This window comes from Candidatus Palauibacter scopulicola (genome assembly GCF_947581915.1).
GTDB classification, from domain to species: domain Bacteria; phylum Gemmatimonadota; class Gemmatimonadetes; order Palauibacterales; family Palauibacteraceae; genus Palauibacter; species Palauibacter scopulicola.
Genome location: NZ_CANPWG010000008.1, coordinates 1 through 15562, shown reverse-complemented (window position 1 = coordinate 15562; position 15562 = coordinate 1). Strand labels below are relative to the sequence as shown.

At 65.9% G+C, this 15562-nt stretch carries 16 protein-coding genes; 15 read left to right on the top strand and 1 reads right to left on the bottom strand.

Features of this window, described 5'->3' with window-relative positions:
• Window positions 1-16 precede the first annotated feature (16 nt).
• The 9 genes from RN743_RS00625 (at window position 17) to RN743_RS00585 (ending at window position 9678) form a co-directional block, all read left to right on the top strand.
• Window positions 17-520 (top strand): TRAP transporter small permease subunit, encoded by a 504-nt coding sequence (locus RN743_RS00625; protein ID WP_310775173.1) that lies wholly within the window; start codon window positions 17-19, stop codon window positions 518-520.
• On the top strand, window positions 517-1800 hold the full coding sequence (locus tag RN743_RS00620; protein WP_310775171.1) for a TRAP transporter large permease: 1284 nt from the start codon (window positions 517-519) through the stop codon (window positions 1798-1800). Before RN743_RS00625 ends, RN743_RS00620 begins: the two co-directional genes overlap by 4 nt.
• Before the next feature lie 130 nt (window positions 1801-1930).
• A complete protein-coding gene (locus RN743_RS00615) occupies window positions 1931-2560 on the top strand; it encodes a hypothetical protein (RefSeq protein WP_310775169.1) in 630 nt (209 codons plus the stop codon).
• A 137-nt stretch (window positions 2561-2697) separates the two neighbouring features.
• Window positions 2698-3711, top strand: coding sequence for a carboxypeptidase regulatory-like domain-containing protein (locus tag RN743_RS00610; RefSeq protein WP_310775167.1), 1014 nt, complete (start codon window positions 2698-2700; stop codon window positions 3709-3711).
• A 47-nt stretch (window positions 3712-3758) separates the two neighbouring features.
• A complete protein-coding gene (locus tag RN743_RS00605; RefSeq protein ID WP_310775482.1) occupies window positions 3759-4775 on the top strand; it encodes a carboxypeptidase regulatory-like domain-containing protein in 1017 nt (338 codons plus the stop codon).
• A 608-nt stretch (window positions 4776-5383) separates the two neighbouring features.
• Window positions 5384-5893: a sigma-70 family RNA polymerase sigma factor gene (locus RN743_RS00600; protein WP_310775165.1), complete on the top strand. Its 510-nt coding sequence runs from the start codon at window positions 5384-5386 to the stop codon at window positions 5891-5893.
• A gap of 11 nt (window positions 5894-5904) precedes the next feature.
• Window positions 5905-8076, top strand: coding sequence for a zf-HC2 domain-containing protein (locus RN743_RS00595; RefSeq protein WP_310775163.1), 2172 nt, complete (start codon window positions 5905-5907; stop codon window positions 8074-8076).
• Window positions 8077-8323: 247 nt separating this feature from the next.
• Complete coding sequence (locus tag RN743_RS00590; RefSeq protein WP_310775161.1) at window positions 8324-9382, top strand: BF3164 family lipoprotein; 1059 nt, start codon at window positions 8324-8326, stop codon at window positions 9380-9382.
• Window positions 9379-9678 carry a hypothetical protein gene (locus RN743_RS00585; RefSeq protein ID WP_310775159.1) on the top strand — a complete coding sequence of 100 codons (300 nt, stop codon included), beginning with the start codon at window positions 9379-9381 and terminating at the stop codon, window positions 9676-9678. Before RN743_RS00590 ends, RN743_RS00585 begins: the two co-directional genes overlap by 4 nt.
• Before the next feature lie 191 nt (window positions 9679-9869).
• On the opposite strand, the gene RN743_RS00580 is transcribed toward RN743_RS00585, so the two are convergent.
• Complete coding sequence (locus RN743_RS00580; RefSeq protein ID WP_310775158.1) at window positions 9870-10118, bottom strand: hypothetical protein; 249 nt, start codon at window positions 10116-10118, stop codon at window positions 9870-9872.
• A gap of 184 nt (window positions 10119-10302) precedes the next feature.
• Here RN743_RS00580 and RN743_RS00575 point away from each other — a divergent pair, with 184 nt between their 5' ends.
• From RN743_RS00575 to RN743_RS00550, 6 genes are all read left to right on the top strand, one after another.
• Window positions 10303-10671, top strand: coding sequence for a hypothetical protein (locus tag RN743_RS00575; protein ID WP_310775156.1), 369 nt, complete (start codon window positions 10303-10305; stop codon window positions 10669-10671).
• 131 nt (window positions 10672-10802) lie between these two features.
• On the top strand, window positions 10803-11735 hold the full coding sequence (locus RN743_RS00570; protein ID WP_310775154.1) for a hypothetical protein: 933 nt from the start codon (window positions 10803-10805) through the stop codon (window positions 11733-11735).
• Between the two features lie 179 nt (window positions 11736-11914).
• Window positions 11915-12988 carry a hypothetical protein gene (locus tag RN743_RS00565; RefSeq protein ID WP_310775152.1) on the top strand — a complete coding sequence of 358 codons (1074 nt, stop codon included), beginning with the start codon at window positions 11915-11917 and terminating at the stop codon, window positions 12986-12988.
• 42 nt (window positions 12989-13030) lie between these two features.
• Window positions 13031-13630, top strand: a complete 600-nt coding sequence (locus RN743_RS00560; protein WP_310775150.1) for a hypothetical protein — start codon at window positions 13031-13033, stop codon at window positions 13628-13630.
• Between the two features lie 27 nt (window positions 13631-13657).
• Window positions 13658-13894, top strand: coding sequence for a hypothetical protein (locus RN743_RS00555; protein ID WP_310775148.1), 237 nt, complete (start codon window positions 13658-13660; stop codon window positions 13892-13894).
• Window positions 13895-13965: 71 nt separating this feature from the next.
• Window positions 13966-15003, top strand: coding sequence for a hypothetical protein (locus RN743_RS00550; RefSeq protein ID WP_310775146.1), 1038 nt, complete (start codon window positions 13966-13968; stop codon window positions 15001-15003).
• Window positions 15004-15562 lie beyond the last annotated feature (559 nt).

Sequence of the window (15562 nt, the reverse complement as noted above, 5' to 3'; positions counted from 1 at the left end):
CCGGGTCGCGATTCCCATGATGAGGACGGGCGTCCGGCGCTTCCTCGAGGGGGCGGTGCTCGTCCTCCTCGCGGCGCTCGCCCTGGTCGTCGTCGTGGGAGTCGGCTTCAGGAAGGCGGGGGCGGCGCTCGTGTGGTACGACGAGGTGGCGTCGATCCTCCTCGCGTGGCTCACCTACTACGGGGCGGCGCTCGCGGCGCTGCGCCGGGCGCACATCGGCGTGCCCACGCTGACCCAGCACTTGACGGGGCGCGCGCGGCTTGCCGTCGTGCTCGCGGCCGAGGGCGCGATCATCGCCTTCTTCGCCGCGGTCGCGTGGGCCGGCTGGCAGGTCGTCCGCGTGCTGGAGGGGACGACGCTCGTGAGCCTGCCCTCCGTGCCCGCGGCGCTGGCGCAGTCGGTGATCCCGATCGGGGCCGTCCTCTTCATCGTCGCGCAGCTGCTGGGACTGCGGGACGCGCTTTCCCCGGGGGACGCCGGCGCGGAGGAGACGGTCCCAGCCGGCGAGGGCGAGCCGTGACGCTCCTCGTTCTCTTCCTCGGCCTGGTGCTTCTCATCGCCATTGGCGTCCCCATTGCGGTCGCGCTCGGGATCGTCGCGCTCGTCGCCATCGTCGCCTCGGGCGGCGTCGCCATGCTCCCGAACGCGGGCCTCGTGCTGTTCGACGGGGCGACCTCGTTCCCGCTCATCGCCATCCCGCTCTTCATCCTCGCGGGCGCGATCATGAACGCGACCGGGATCTCGCGCCGGCTCATCGCCTTCGCCTCCGCGCTCGTCGGGTTCATCCGCGGCGGCCTCGCGATGGTCGGCATTTCCGCCTCGCTCTTCTTCGCGGAGATCTCGGGCTCCGCCGTGGCCGATGTCGCCGCGCTCGGCTCCATCCTCATCCCCGCCATGAAGAAACGCGGCTACCGGACGCCCTTCGCCGCGGCCGTGACGTCTTCCTCGGCCACGCTCGCCGTCATCATCCCCCCGTCCATCCCCATGATCCTGTATGGCGTCATGGCCGAGGCCTCGGTCGTCGAGCTGTTCGTCGCCGGCATCGTGCCCGGGGTGCTCGGCGGCTTGCTGCTCATGTTCGTCGCCTGGCTCTACGCCCGTCGCCACGACTTCCCCGTGGAGGGCCGGTTCGAACTCCGCCGCGTGTGGACGACGGCGCGCGAGGCCGGGTGGGCCCTCCTCCTGCCCGCGATCATCCTCGGCGGGATCTTCAGCGGCTGGGTGACGGCGACGGAGGGGGCCGGGCTCGCCGTTGTCGCGTCGCTCGTCGTGGGCGGGCTCATTTACCGCGAACTCGACCTCGCCCACCTGCGCGAGGCGATGCTCGAGGGCGGCGTGCAGACGGCCGTCGTCATGCTGCTCGTCGCGACCTCCGCCCTGCTCGGCGACTACCTCACCGAACAGCGGCTCCCGCAGCAGGTCGCGGCGGGGATCATGGGGCTCACGGAGAACAAGTGGCTCATCCTCGCGCTGCTCAACGTCTTCTTTCTCGTCATCGGCCTCTTCCTGCACTCGGCCGCGGCGATCATCCTCGTCGTCCCCATCGTGATGCCGCTCGTGCGCGCGGCGGGGATCGACCCGGTCCACTTCGGCCTCGTCGTCACCCTCAACCTGGGCATCGGCCAGCAGACGCCGCCGGTGGCGAGCGTGCTCGTGACCGCGTGCTCCGTCGCCAAGGCGGACATCTGGGAGGTGAGCAAGGTCAACCTCCGCTTCGTCGCCGTCCTCGTCGCCGTCCTCCTCCTCGTGACGTACGTCCCCGCGATCCCCCTCGCCCTGGTGAACGTCTTCTACCACTGACGTCGTTCGACGCGTCGGAGGGCGTCCCGGGAGGATCCTCCGGCACGCCGAGGCGTATGGCTAGGAGAGTCGCGGTATCTCGGGGCGAGGGACGCCAACGGGCGGGCACCGCGACGAAGGGGGAGGCGACGTGAGAAGACGCATCATCGCGACCGGCATCCTGCTGGCCGCGCCGCTAGCCGCACAGGAGGACGTCGCGCTCCGAGCGGGTATCGGTATGGGATCCATCGTGGGAAACGGAGGCGAATCGATCACCGTCCCCACGGTCGGTGTGGACTTCGGGTTCCCGTTGGGATCGGGCCTCTCCCTGCGTCCGGGGGTGTCGTACGCGCGAATGGGAACGGACGTCAGGTATTACGCCGGCGGGCTAGAGTGGACGGGTAGCCGCTCGATCGATTACGTGCAGACCTCGTGGCTCCTCGCCCGGCCCCGGATCATCGGCAGCGGGAGGCTGTCTCTCGGCGTTCAGGCGGGACCATGGCTCGGGATCAAGGTCTCATGCGATAACTCCGGCACCTTTGGCCCCGGGCTCTGCGAGGGTGCGGATCCGGGCGCCGAGGTCACGGACTACGGCCTCATGGGCAGGTTGGGGCTTTCCCACGGAATCACGGACGACGTCCGCGTCAGCATCGATGCGCTCTACCAGGTGGGGCTCAAGGACGTCATCGACTACCCTCCCCCCGAGATCGGCATCACGGTCGAGGGTAAAGAGTACACGCGCCTCCTGGCCTTTCAGCTGGGTGTTGTATTGAAGACGTGAGGGGGGTGTTGGGACTGGCGAACGTCTTACATGGCTGGCGTCTTCCGACACGAATGTGACGTTCTTCCGATCCGTGCAGTCCGGGAGCCGTACGCTGCATCGTGGAGCAGGGCGAACCCGCGCAGAGAGTGTGGCCCATGGTCGAAGCGAGACCAGCAGCTGTCGTTCCCCTCTTCTTCATCCTCGCCGCCGTTCCGACCGGCCCGGTCCTGGGGCAGGAGGACGGTTGCCGCGACCGGCCTTCGCTTCAGGTGACGGTCGTCGACGAGTCCGGCAACATCCCGATCCCCGGCGCCACGCTCGTGGTCCACTGGTCCGACGTCGAGGAGATGGCGCTGCGAGAAACGGCCGGGGCGGAGGGCCTCCTTCTGCTCTGCGCCCCTGCGGAGGCGACAGAAGCGGTGCTGTGGGCGGAACTGGGGGACGCTTCGAGCACGGAACGGCTGGTCGTCATCGTGCCGGGGTCGAGGCACGACGTGGAACTCCGGCTGCTGCTCGATGACGTGGAGACGGGCCGCCTGGTTGGTCAGGTGCTCGACGGGAGGACCCACCGACCCGTGGCTGCCGCCGAGGTCTCCGTCCCGGACCGGGCCGCGGTGGTCACCAGCAACCGCATGGGCCGCTTCGTCCTGAGCGGGGTACCCGTCGGATCGCACGAACTCTCGGTCCGGCACATCGGCTACGCTCCGCTCACGCATGCGGTCTCGGTCAGGCCGGGGATCACCACCGAGGTCGAGATCGGTCTGTCCACGGATCCCGTGGAACTGGCACCGCTCGTGGTCACCGTGGAGAGGCCTCGTCGCCTGGAGATCAAGGGCTTCTACGAGAGAAAGCACTGGGGTGAACTGCTCGGCCTCGGAACGTTCATTACCGAAGAGGACATCGAACGCTGGCGCCCCCTTCGAGTCAGCGATCTTGTCAGCATGCTGGTCCCGAGCGTTGCGCCAGGGATGCTGAATCGGAGAGGCTCTTCGGGATTGAATCGGACCTGCCGCATGGCCGTGTACCTGGACGGTTTCGCGGTCGGGCGCAATCTGGACTTGTACGTGAAGCCGATAGAGGTTGGAGGGATCGAGGTTTACAAGGGGCTGGCGAGTACGCCGGCCGAGTTCGCCAGCCGGTGTGGCGCCGTCGTCGTGTGGACCAAGTAGACGTGGCGAGCATTGCCCATGGACTGGAGATGACTCGCGTGGCACCGATGACGATCGCGGTGGTATCCCTGCTGGCGGTCGCCGTGCCTCCGGCGGCCGGACAGGACGGGGAGGAGTGTGGCGACCGGGCTGCGCTTCGCGTCGCGGTCCTGGACGAATCCGGGACGGTCGCCCTGCCCGGGGCCACCGTGGTGCTCCGCTGGAACGAGGCGAGGCGCAGGCCGGTGCGCGAAGCCGCCGATCCCCAGGGCCGTTTCTTCCTATGCGCCCCCCGTGACGCGCGAGAGGCGACGCTGTGGGCCGAGTTGGGGGACGGGTCGAGTGAGCAGGCCGTCGTTGCCTTCGAACCCGGAGACGTACATGAGGTGGAACTCCGGGTCCTCATCGGTACGGTCCGCGCGGGGCGGATCATCGGCCGGGTATACGATGGCGTGACCGGCGATGCCGTGGCCACGGCCGCCGTATCCGTCCGGGGTCGGGGCAGGCAGGCCCAGAGCAACCGGCGCGGCAGGTTCGTTCTGTCCGCCGTCCCCGAGGGGCAGCATGAACTGGAGGTAGGACACATCGGCTACGCGTCGCTTGGCCACGCCGTGACGGTGACGCGCGGGCTCACCACGGAAGTGGAGATCGGGCTCGCGCCGACGCCGGTCGAAATGGAGCCGCTCGTGGCGACCGTGACGAGATCTCGCCGCCTGGAGATCAAGGGGTTCTACGAGCGAAAGCTGTGGGGTGAACTCGTGAGCGGAGGCACGTTCTTCACCGAAGCCGACATCGAGCGTCGGCGACCGCAGCGCATCAGCCACATGATCGCCGACATGTCGGGAATCAGGCTGGGACGAGACGGTAGGTTCTACAGCACGAGATTGTCGGCCGGGTTTTCAGGGGGCGGCTGCAGAATCAAGACGTTCCTCGACAATGTCGATGTGACCGATGCACCCCTCCACACTCTCGTCCTTCCGGTGGAGGTCGCGGGAGTCGAGATATACAAGGGGCCGGCATCGCTTCCGGCCGAGTTCGGCGGCTCCGACACACGCTGCGGCGCCATCGTGATCTGGACGAAGTAGGGCGCGATGTAAGGTTTTTTGAGCCGGAGGCGTTTGTGTTACCGGGAGCGCCGTTTTCTGGTGCGCTTTCGGTGACGAACGACAAGCCTCAAAGGAGAAAAACATGCGACCCGACCACGTCCGCGGCGTGATCCGTCTCGGTTAGGCCCGCCCGAACGACGGCTCCCTGGGGAGCCACGCGAAGCGTACGGCTGGCCTGCCCCGTTGGCTCGGGGCAGGCCGCCGTGCGTCACACCGCGGGAGCCAGTGAGCGCTGCCGACACGTCGAGTTGGTCCGTCATTGTCAGAGGGTCAACGGCAGCGAGCGCCTTCCGATTTCCGATGATCGTTTTTGAGAAAATCATATCTGTAATAAATTGTCAACACACTAGTTATCGATTCCAAAATACTCGTTAACAGCTCACGTCCATGAAGGTTGCCCGCACGACCCGAACGAAGTTTTGCCCTTGGGAGGCATATAAGATGTAGGGGGAGGATTCACGCCGGCTCCATCGGCCCCGGCGCAGGGGCCCGACGACGAGAAAGAGATTCTCCGTGGACAGGGGCAAGAAAGCAGGTCTGGCTGCGCGAGGTGGCGCGGTTTGATGACGGTGGCCCAGGAGCGGCGATTGTCGCGCAGAGCGGCGCGCGGCGATCGCCGCGCGTTGCACGCCTTGTACGAGGAGTACTCGGAGCAGTTGTTCGCCGTGGCGTACCGCTTGACGGAGTCGTCCGCCGATGCTCGGGACGTGATGCACGATGTCCTTGCCGACCTTCCCGAGCTGCTTCGGCGCTTCGATGGCAAGCGGCCGCTGGGCCCGTGGCTGCGTTCCGTGACGGCCCGCACCGCGCTCCAACACGTCCGGTCGGAGGGGAGACGACACGAGATTACCACCGCCTTGGCGCCCGACGAAGGGGACGTCGTCGCGTCGCCGGAATCCCCCATCCTGGATTCGATCGCACTGGAGCGCGCGCTGTCTTCGCTCACGGAGGAACGGCGGACGGTCGTCGTCCTCAAAGAGATCGAGGGGTATTCGCACCGCGAGATCGCCGAGCTTCTCCAGATCGAGCGCTCGACCTCCCAGGGCCGGTTGTACAAGGCGCGGAAGCAGCTTCGCGCCGAACTGTTCGAGCGGTAGGGAGCAGCAAGATGGAGTTCTGCACGCAGATCGACGAGTGGACGCTGAACCGCTACGCGGACGGGGAGCTGCCCGAACCGCATGCCGCTGCCGTGCGGGAACACCTTCGTTCGTGCGCGGTCTGTCGACGCGAGGTCCGGCTCATTCGCGAGTTGAGTGCCGCGATACGGACCCTCCCGACGCCGAAGCCGCCCGATGGACTGTTCGAAGAGATCTTCCCCGCGGAAGCGGGCAGTGCCGCCCTCATCCCGTTCGCCCTTGCACAGGCGGAGCCGGCAGGGTTCTCCCGGAGACGGGTTGCGGGCTCCCGAGCCCTGACGGTCTCGGCGGGGGCCCTCATGCTGGCCGTGATCGCGGCGGTTCTCCTGTTGACGGTCGGGCCCGAGCGGGCCATGGCGGGCGCGAGCACCCTGCGGTTCCACGGTGAGGAGCCGGGCGCGCTCACGCTCCGGTACGAGACGATTTCGCCGCTCGCGGCGGAACCCGGCGTCCGGGCGCGGCTGCGATACTGGGTGCCCGACTCGCTCCGCTTCGCGCAAACCGAACCTGGATACCGCGTGGTCGAACTCTCCCGGGATGACCCCGGCGTCTTCTCCGGAACCGTCGATCTGCCCCCCGGCGCCGTGTACGCGGCCGCCGCCGTCGAAGACCTGGACGGAGACTACATCGACAGCGACTTCGGCCGGTCCTGGGAGTATCTCGAGACGGACGCGGACGGCCGATCGACGCTCGACGCCCGCCTGTACCAGGTGCTGGCCACCGCGGACCTGAGCCCCGCGAGGGCCGTCGCGGTGACCGAACAGGCGCTGTCGGAGTACCCCGAGCGCCCCGAGCTATGGGCAGCCCTCCTCCTGTATGGTCGAGGTGCCCTGCCCGAGGACTCCGGTGAGATGCCGCCAACCGCGCACCTGGAACGCCTTAAACGGATGGACGCGGCCGCTCGGCCAAGGGACCCCGGGGCGGGCGAGATGCACGCGCTGAGCCTCTACGCCCGCCTCCTCGGCCGGGAGGGTATCGAGGCCTATTGGCGGAGCGAGCTGACCGCCGAACATCCCCGGCACGAGTACGCGTCGCAGGCTCGCCTCGAGACCATCCTGCTGTCGGCGACGTCGCATGCCGAAAAGATCGATGCGCTGGACCGGAGTTGGACGCTCGCACCGATGCCCTCAGTAGCCCAGGTCGGGCTGCAGCTCTCCTATGAGGTCGCCGATCCGGCACTTACCCGAGTCTGGCTCGAGAGGTACGCAGCCGACGCCGTGATTCGAGACACCCGGCTCGATGTCGAAGTGACGGAACGCATGGTTGAAGTATCGGCTCTTGGGGCGATCGCCGAGGAGTGGATCCTGCAACAGTTGAACGGGCGGCCGGACTGGCTCGGCCGGGATCGGCCGCTCGCCGGGACGCGAGCCAACTTCGAGGCGGAGGCCGCCGAAAGTCTGGCCCGCCTGCATGTGCTCCTAGGACGGCTGCGGATGGCTCGAGGGGACCGGGCAGGGGCGCTCGATGCCTTCGAGCGCGCCGCCGAACTCAGCTGGGATCCCCGTGTGTTCGTGGAGTTGGCAAGGTTCCACGCGGAGACCGGCTCTTCGACTCGCGCGGCCCAATTGCTGGCGCTCGCGCAGGCCGACCCCGTCATCCCGCTCGAACCCTACGGGCCCGAAGGAGAAGACTGGGTGACCGCTCCGACCGAGGCCCGTTTGGCTGTAGCCCGCGCGGCATGGCGGGAGCATCTGTCATCGTCACTGCTCGATGAATGGGTCAACGTGGGCGCCACGCTCGAAACTGCCTCTGGAGAAGAGAGGGCGTTGCACGAAGTGACCGGTGGCGACGTAACGCTGATCATCCAGTCCCTTCGACCCAGCTACGTCTCCGAGGAGACCCTGGATCTGCTGAGGGCCAATGGTCCGAAACTGGCGGCGGCTGACGCGCGAGCGTTGCTGGTCACGGTCAATCCTGATTCTCGGGACGAGGATCAGCCCGCCGCTGAGGGCGGCACTCCTGAGCTACCCCCCTTCCTCCATGACAGGCGATCCGAAGTCTGGGAAGCCCTCGGTGCCTGGAGGGAGGTGCAGTTCTTCGTCGTGGACCGCGGCGGCACCCTGCGATATCGCGGGGAGGCTCTCGCACCCGCGCTCCGTATCGCACTCATGTTGGAAGATCATCCTCGGGCGTCGGTCAGATAGCCGGCAACACTCGATTCTGGAGGGAAGATGATGAGCTTGAAACGTTTCTTGGCCACGGCAGCGTTCGCGGCGATCGTGGCGGTCGTTCCCGTCACGGCAGATGCGGATGCCCCCGCCCGTCTTGGGTTGTCCGCCGCGTCGTGTACGCAAGAGGGGTGCGGCAGCATATCCAAGATGGACTGCATCTGTCCGGATATGCAGGAGAGAAACCGCAAACCGCGCTGTGTTGAGCCTTAGCGGAGTCGCGGTGAGGCGGTCAGCGATCGGGGTGTCGGTCGCCGCGGTTCTGGCGGTCGGCGCCTGTCGTCAGGCGGAGCCGGCCACGATCGACGCCGACAGCCCTGCCGAGTTGACGCCGGACGCCGTGTTCGCGGACGACTCGCTGGGGTGGATCGTCGAGATCGGGTTGGCCGGGGACCGCGTGGTGGCGCTGGACGCGATGCTGGAGCCGTCGGTTCACGTCGTCGATCTCGAGACACCGGGGCGCCTCGGTTCCTACGGCCGCCAGGGCGACGGGCCGGGCGAGTTCAAGGACCCGGAGCAGGTCGTGATCGGGGCTGCGGCATCGCCCGACGAGGTCTGGATCCTCGATGGCATCCATCAGCGCCTCACGCGGTTGTCCCTGCCGGAGATTGAAGCGGGTGCGGAAGTGAACCCCGAAACCGTCCCGCTGAACGGCCCGATCGCCGGTGCGCTCGTGCGCGCCTCCGACGGGACGTGGTTCGCCGGCGGATGGATCACGGAGGGTCGTATCGGTCGCTACCACGCGGACCGGAGCTACGACCGCACCATCCTGGGTTTCCCGCCCAACGTGGCGGAGGCGCCGGGAACGACGCTCCCGCAGGCCTACGAGAGCTGGGTCGTGGCGGATCCCGAGGGGGAGCGTCTGGCCGCCGCGACGCTTCTCGGCGGGCTGCTCGAGATCTTCGACCGTGACGGCGTTCCGATCGCCCGGGCGGCGGTGCCCGATCCCTTCCAGCCCGCGTGGGCCCAGGGAAAATCGAGCAACGGGCGGGGCGTCATGGCCATCAGCCCGGAGACGCGTTACGGCTTCACGGACCTGGCCGCTACGCAACGCTACCTGTACGGCGTCTTCTCGGGACGGAGAGTGGATGAGGACGGACCCGTCTGGGCGTCACAGGAGGTACAGGTCTACACCTGGGACGGCGCATACGTGAAGACGCTACGCCTCGACCGCGCCGCGGAGGCCATCGCCATCGACGTCTCCGACACGTGGCTCTACGCGAGCGGACTCGAGCCCACGCCGTGGATCGGCCGCTTCCGGCTCCCGGAGTTCAAGCAATGAAGACGGGTATCTCCTACGCCGACTGGCTGGACTGGCTCGCGTTCGAGCTGACCTTCGTCGAACTCTACAAGTCGGCGACTTCGTCGCAGAAGCAGAAGATGAAGGCGACCCTCCGCCGGCTCGGCGAAGGCATCGACGAAGCCGCAGTCGATGCCTTCGTATCGCAGATCCCGAACTTCGAGCAGGCGCTCAGCTGTTACTCGTCCGAGGAACGGGAAGCCTTCGTGGATCAGCTCAAGGTGGCCGTCACCGAATTCTCCCAGCTCCTGGTCAGCGCCGCCGGAAAACGGGATTGAAGCCGCCTGCCCCGGAGCCGCCACGACCCGCCGTCGCAAGCGACCGGGCAGGACGGTTGCGTGCACCATGGCCAAAGCTTGCGGCAACTCGTGCATCAGCCGGAGCTACACCCGCCACAACAGGCGGATTACCCGCACCGCTAAGGAGAGAGATGACACAGGAACCGATACCGCCGCCCCGGGGTCAAGGCTCAAGGCTGTTCCGAGACGAGGAATGGTACGTCCTCGTCAAGCGCCTCGGGCTCTCTCGCCGCGAGGCGGAGATCGTCCGGCTCGTCTTCGACGACCTTTCCGAGCCCGAGATCGCTCGCCGTTTGGACCTGGCTCCGTCCACGATCCACACCTATCTGGGTCGCCTCTACCGTAAGCTTGGCGTGAAGAGTCGCGGTGAGCTCATGACCTTCGTCTTCTTTGAGTTCCTGGAGGGTCGTGTTTTGCACGGCCTGCACGCCTCCCTTAGTAACGCTTGACACGCGACCTCATCGGAATCTGCGTTTGACGCCGCCGTCATCTGATTGACTGACATCCGATCAGATGTCATCTATCCGGAGATTTGTGGCCGAAGAGTCAGTCAATAGCATAGGTGATTCACGGATCAAATGTCCCTTACACGGAGACAGGACGATGCTGAATCGCACGAAGGTCAGTACCGGGATCGTGGCGCTGGCGCTGCTGATTGCCGCACCACTCGAGGCGACCGAGACTCCCGAAGCGGACGCGCCATACGCGGCCCTGACGCTGGAAACCGCTGCGCCAGCGGCTTGTGCCGAGTTGGCGAGCGTGACGGGCGAGGTTGGGGCTACGATGTCGCTGGGTATCTCGATGTGCCCTGACGAAGTTGTGGCGGCTGCGGCGCTGGACGCGGGATGGGAATGTTGGCAACACGGCCAAATCGTTGATGAACTTGAAATCAACTGCTTTTATCTGGGAGGTGGATACTGGAGCTACAGTGCGCGGGTCTCATGCAAAGTACCACCCTCCAACACATGGTAGGGGAGTCTCGGCTTGCGGCCGTCACGGTTCTCGTTTCGGTGCTCTGCGCGGGGTCGCTGGCCGCGCAGAACGCCGAAATGCACTTGGCGGAGGAGCTACGTTTGGGCCGGATCCAAGGATCTGGCCCCGACGTGTTTGCGGACATCCATGACCTCGCGGTCGATCCCGAAGGCCGGATCTACGTGGTGGACGTGGGTTGGAAGGAGGTACGGCTCTTCGACCGCGACGGGCGATTCGTCAGACGGCTCGCACCCGAGGGTGGGGGACCCGGAGAAAGGCAATACTGGAACATCGGGTCGACTCGGGCCACATGGGACGCGCACAGGGATCGGCTGTGGATCGATGATGGACTGCAGCGCCTGGTGCTCGATTCGCTGGGAACCGAGTATGCGCGCGAGGTTCGGGCACCGAGTTTCGTCCCGCCCAACACGGCGCCCGTTGGTACGGTGGTCGGAGTGGATCCGCAGGGTCGCCTGTACCAGTTCCTGTGGGGTCCATCTCCGAACCGGGATTCGACGTACCGCTACGCCGCGCGCGGTACGGTCGATTCGGAGTACGCGATCACACATGACGCCATGCTCGTGGTCGAAGCGGCAGCCGATAGCGAGGGTGTACCACGAACCAGCACTACCGGCGCTGGTTCAGTGACGGTGGTTGTCACGCGGACAGAAGCTCCGAAGACCGTCGGGGCGGTGTCCCCCGGCGGTGAGTTGTGGGTGGGAAGCATCAACGAAAGACGCCTGCAACAGCTGTCATTTGCGGGTGACACGCTACGCACGATCTTGCCCGCAGGAGCAGCGGGCGAAACCGAGTGGGCGGAATTGGACGTCTCGCCGGAGGGTTGGTTCTGGATCCGGCGGCAGCCCGACTCCGATGCAACCAGTACCTGGGATCTCTTGGACAACTGCGGCGCGTACCGCGGCTTCGCATCGGTACCGCACCGTGTGGCTCTGACCAAGGTCGGGTCGGATGGCCGCATCCATGTCGTGGCGTCCGGGGCCTTGGACTTCGAATACATCCTGCGCCTGCGGCTCGAAACGGACGTCGTGCAAAAGGTCTGCTAGTTGTGCGGCTGAACTTGCATCGGTAACCGGGGCGTCCGCACGCGCCTAACGGCTGACGCGTTGGGGTCGCGCACGGCAGCGTCACCCCTCGGAACGTGGTAGCTTGCCGGGTTTCTGTGTTCGAGGTTCGACTGCTGGCATCTCGGCGGCGGAGTTTGGTACTTCTCGGCGCGGTACTCATGCACTCGCGAAATCATAGAAAAAGTCTAGGCCTCACGGTCCTCGTTTCGGCGTTCTGCGCGGGGTCGCTGACCGCGCAGAGCTCCGAACTGAGGCTGGTCGAGGAGTTGCGGCTGGGCCGGGTCGACGGGTCGGGCCCCGACGTGTTCGCCAACATCGACGACCTTGCCATCGATGCCCACGGTCGGATCTATGTGGCCGACGTAGGGTGGAGGGAGGTCCGGCTGTTCGACCGTGGCGGACGATTCGTGCGGAGCCTGGCGCCCGAGGGCGACGGACCGGGTGAGAGGCGGTACTGGCCTGCCGCTGTGTCGACACGGATTACGTGGGACCCACACCGGGCCCGGCTGTGGATCGATGACGGTTTACACCTTCTCGTGCTGGATTCTCTGGGAGCGGAGTACGCGCGTGAAACGCGGGAACCGGGTTTTCTCCCGGGCAACAGGGAACCCATGGGGAAGGTGTTCCGAGTCGATGCTCGGGGTCGCCTGTATGAAATCCTGCAGGGGCCTTCCGGGCGCGATTCGACCCACGTTTACTTATCACGCGGAACGGCGGATTCCGAGTACGCGTTTGTACCCGAGCGTACACTTCGGATCGAGGCGCGAGGGATCATCCGGGGACCGCCACAGACGCGGCGAATCGGGCGAGGCACACTGACCGGTACTCTCAACGAACACGAGCCTCCGCAGACGGCCTGGGCGGTCTCGCCCGCCGGCGAACTGTGGGGCGCCGGGATCGAAGAGCCGCGGGCGTGGGAGCTGTCGTTCACGGGCGATACGCTGCGCACGATGTCGTTGGCCGGCGAGGCCGGCTCCAAACGGATGGAACTGGACATCTCGCCGGAGGGTTGGTTCTGGCTGCGGCGCGAAGCCAGCTCCGGTGCAAGCAGTACGTGGGACCTGCTCGACAACTGCGGTGCGTACCTCGGCTCCGCATCGGTGCCGCACAACGTGTCGATGACCGAAGTTGGCGCCGCCGGCCGCATCCATGTCGTGGCATCCAACGCACTGGGCGTCGAGTACATCCTGCGCCTGCGCTTAGAGACCAACGTCGAGCCGCGACGCTGCTAAGCGCTAGTACCTTTGCTGATCGGAAGGGTGGGATTCACTCACTTGAAGCTAGCAACGTTGCGCCAGCGATCCTACGAGACGGTCGTTCTCGCGCTCTTGGTCGGCTGTGCCGTGTGGGTCGGGAAGCTGGTCTCCCAGCACCGGGAACTGGCGGTAATGGTTGCGGCGACCGGCTCACTCGCGGAGCGATCAAGTGTGAGGGACCGTTTGGTCGGCGCCGTGCTGCCGTTGTCGTTCCTGAAGATCGACGAAGCTGAGAGCGGAGGCGACCACCTGGTTTGGATCGTTGATGTCGAACGCTGCCGGACATGCGTGGAGGGAAACGTCGGCCCCTGGAACGCCCTCGCGGAAGACATGTCATTACAACGCCACGTCGTTCTGTACGGAGACCAAGGGCTGCCCGCGGTCGCGCAACGGGCACTGCGTGGCACGACAGTCATGTCGGCAACTCGGGAGTTAGCCTCGGCACTCGGACCAATACTGCCTAGTACGAAGCTTCTTATCGATGGCAGCGGAACCATCATAATGGCCGATGCAAGGGATGACGCCTCTGTGTGTGGCTGGAGCTTCGAGGCTCAGGTTGGTTCCCTGCGTGGGGTCTTCTCTACGGACGTCATTCGGAGTCAGCGCTTAAGTCCTTAGGCAGGATCAGAAACGGGAGGAAGTTCAATGAATCTGTTCACGCGATCGGTCCGGGTCGGTATCGTTTTCGCGCTGGGGATCATCCTAGTGATGACCCACACCGCGATCGAGTCGATTTCGCTGGAGGCCCAGCAAGAGGAAGAGTGCATCGAGAGTCTGGGGCCATGCGTCGACCTCAGGTACCATTACGAGCACGTATGCGAGGGCTCCATATGCTACACGGCCCTCGAAATGTGCTGTCTCGAGGACATCGTCGTGAGGTGACTCCGCTCGTCCGGTGTACATACACGTTGCGGGTTCTCGCCGTTATCACGTGCCTCGCGGGTGTCGCGTGCATGTCCGATGCCACGTCTGATCGACGGCCGGTTCGGACGACGCTGGATGAGGTATTCGCGACCGAGACCGTAATCACGCTGGGGGAAGATCAGCAGGACTCCATTTCCATTCCAGGAATCTGGAAGGAACGACGGCGTGGCGGCTTCCTGCTGAGTGACGGTCATCTCCCCAGAATCCGAAGCTATGACGAAGACGGCCGACTTGAGGCGGCGTTCGGGCGGTTCGGCCGGGGTCCGTTCGAGTTTCAGCGGATCGGCAGCGTCACCGAGACGCCCGAAGGGCGTGTCGTCGTGGCAGACGGTGGTCAAGCCGGACTGACCTACCTAACGAGCGACCTGCGGCCGGATACCCTGGTGGCGTTTCCCGGCGTTCCGCGGCGGGTCGAATCGCTGGGCGATGACCTGCTCGTGCGAATGAATCTACTCTCCGAATGGACGGAAGACGCCTCACGCTTCTTCCGGCAGCCCCTGTTGCTGCATCGCGTGAAGCGACAGAGCGTTGTCTGGAGCGCTCACACCTTGCCGTTCGTGCCCATCGAAAGACCCTACTGGATGTCGATGATCGGTTTCCCGTTTGCGGTAGCGGGCGACTCGATCTACGTGGCTTCGTCTCTCCGATACCCGATGGCCATCCTCAACGCCGAGGGCGATTCGGTCGGCGAGATCGGCGCGCCTTCCGAGACGTTCAAGCCGGTGCCCGTATTCGAGCCGGGTGCTCTGACGCCCGGCCAGTACAGCACAGGGAGTTCGAATGTGCTGGCGGGATATAACACGATCTCCCGCATCGATGCGGTGGGTTCCCACCTCATTCTGACGCACGGGCAGTATGACAGCGCCCGCTTCCTGCGCAGCCTGCACTCGACCGTGGACATCTACGACCGGCATGGAGGCGTGAAGCTGTATGAGGACGTACCGCTGCCGGAGCGTTCGCGGATCCTGGGCGGGGGCCGCTACCTCTACATGCTGCTGGACACGGATTTTCCGCCCTGGCGAGTGGCGAAGCTTCGATTCCGAGATCGAGCGACGCGCCGGCCCTAGCGTGTCCTAATCAGGAAGCCGGGCACGGTCGACACCGCCATCCCGGTCGAGTTGATGCCGGACGCCGTCTTCGCGGACGACTCACTAGATCCCCGCGACCCCCGCCCCCGAGTAGTACGGTTCTTCGACCGCGGCGTGCAGTTCGTCAGACGAGGATTGGTTCTGGATGAGACGCGAGCCGGAGGCCGATGAATCCAGCGAATCCAGCACTTGGGAACCCGCTGGACAACTGCGGGGCCTACCGTGGCTCCGCGTCGGTACCGTGCCGCGTATCTCTGACCAGCGTCGGCCCGGCGGTCGAATCCTTGTCGTGGCGTCCGGAGCCTTGGACGTCCTGCGCCTGCGGCTCGAAACCGACGTCTTGGAAGAGGTCTGTTAGTAGCTGGACACCGATTCTCCGCCAGCCGTAGCGCCGCACTCACCGCCGTCGACCGGGCCGAGGTGGTACTCCGAGGGTGCGGCGCATGCGGCACGAGCCGCGACGGCGATGCTGCGGCTCTAGCTCTAGCCCGGATTTCTCACACGCTGCCCGGAGCGCCGTCGTAGGCGCGGTTCGGGG

Coding starts and splice junctions, on each gene's coding strand:
- RN743_RS00625 (WP_310775173.1), top strand. CDS start 17: ATGATGAGGACGGGCGTCCGGCGCTTCCTCGAGGGGGCGGTGCTCGTC.
- RN743_RS00610 (WP_310775167.1), top strand. CDS start 2,698: ATGGTCGAAGCGAGACCAGCAGCTGTCGTTCCCCTCTTCTTCATCCTC.
- RN743_RS00605 (WP_310775482.1), top strand. CDS start 3,759: ATGACGATCGCGGTGGTATCCCTGCTGGCGGTCGCCGTGCCTCCGGCG.
- RN743_RS00595 (WP_310775163.1), top strand. CDS start 5,905: ATGGAGTTCTGCACGCAGATCGACGAGTGGACGCTGAACCGCTACGCG.
- RN743_RS00585 (WP_310775159.1), top strand. CDS start 9,379: ATGAAGACGGGTATCTCCTACGCCGACTGGCTGGACTGGCTCGCGTTC.
- RN743_RS00575 (WP_310775156.1), top strand. CDS start 10,303: ATGCTGAATCGCACGAAGGTCAGTACCGGGATCGTGGCGCTGGCGCTG.
- RN743_RS00565 (WP_310775152.1), top strand. CDS start 11,915: ATGCACTCGCGAAATCATAGAAAAAGTCTAGGCCTCACGGTCCTCGTT.
- RN743_RS00555 (WP_310775148.1), top strand. CDS start 13,658: ATGAATCTGTTCACGCGATCGGTCCGGGTCGGTATCGTTTTCGCGCTG.
- RN743_RS00550 (WP_310775146.1), top strand. CDS start 13,966: ATGTCCGATGCCACGTCTGATCGACGGCCGGTTCGGACGACGCTGGAT.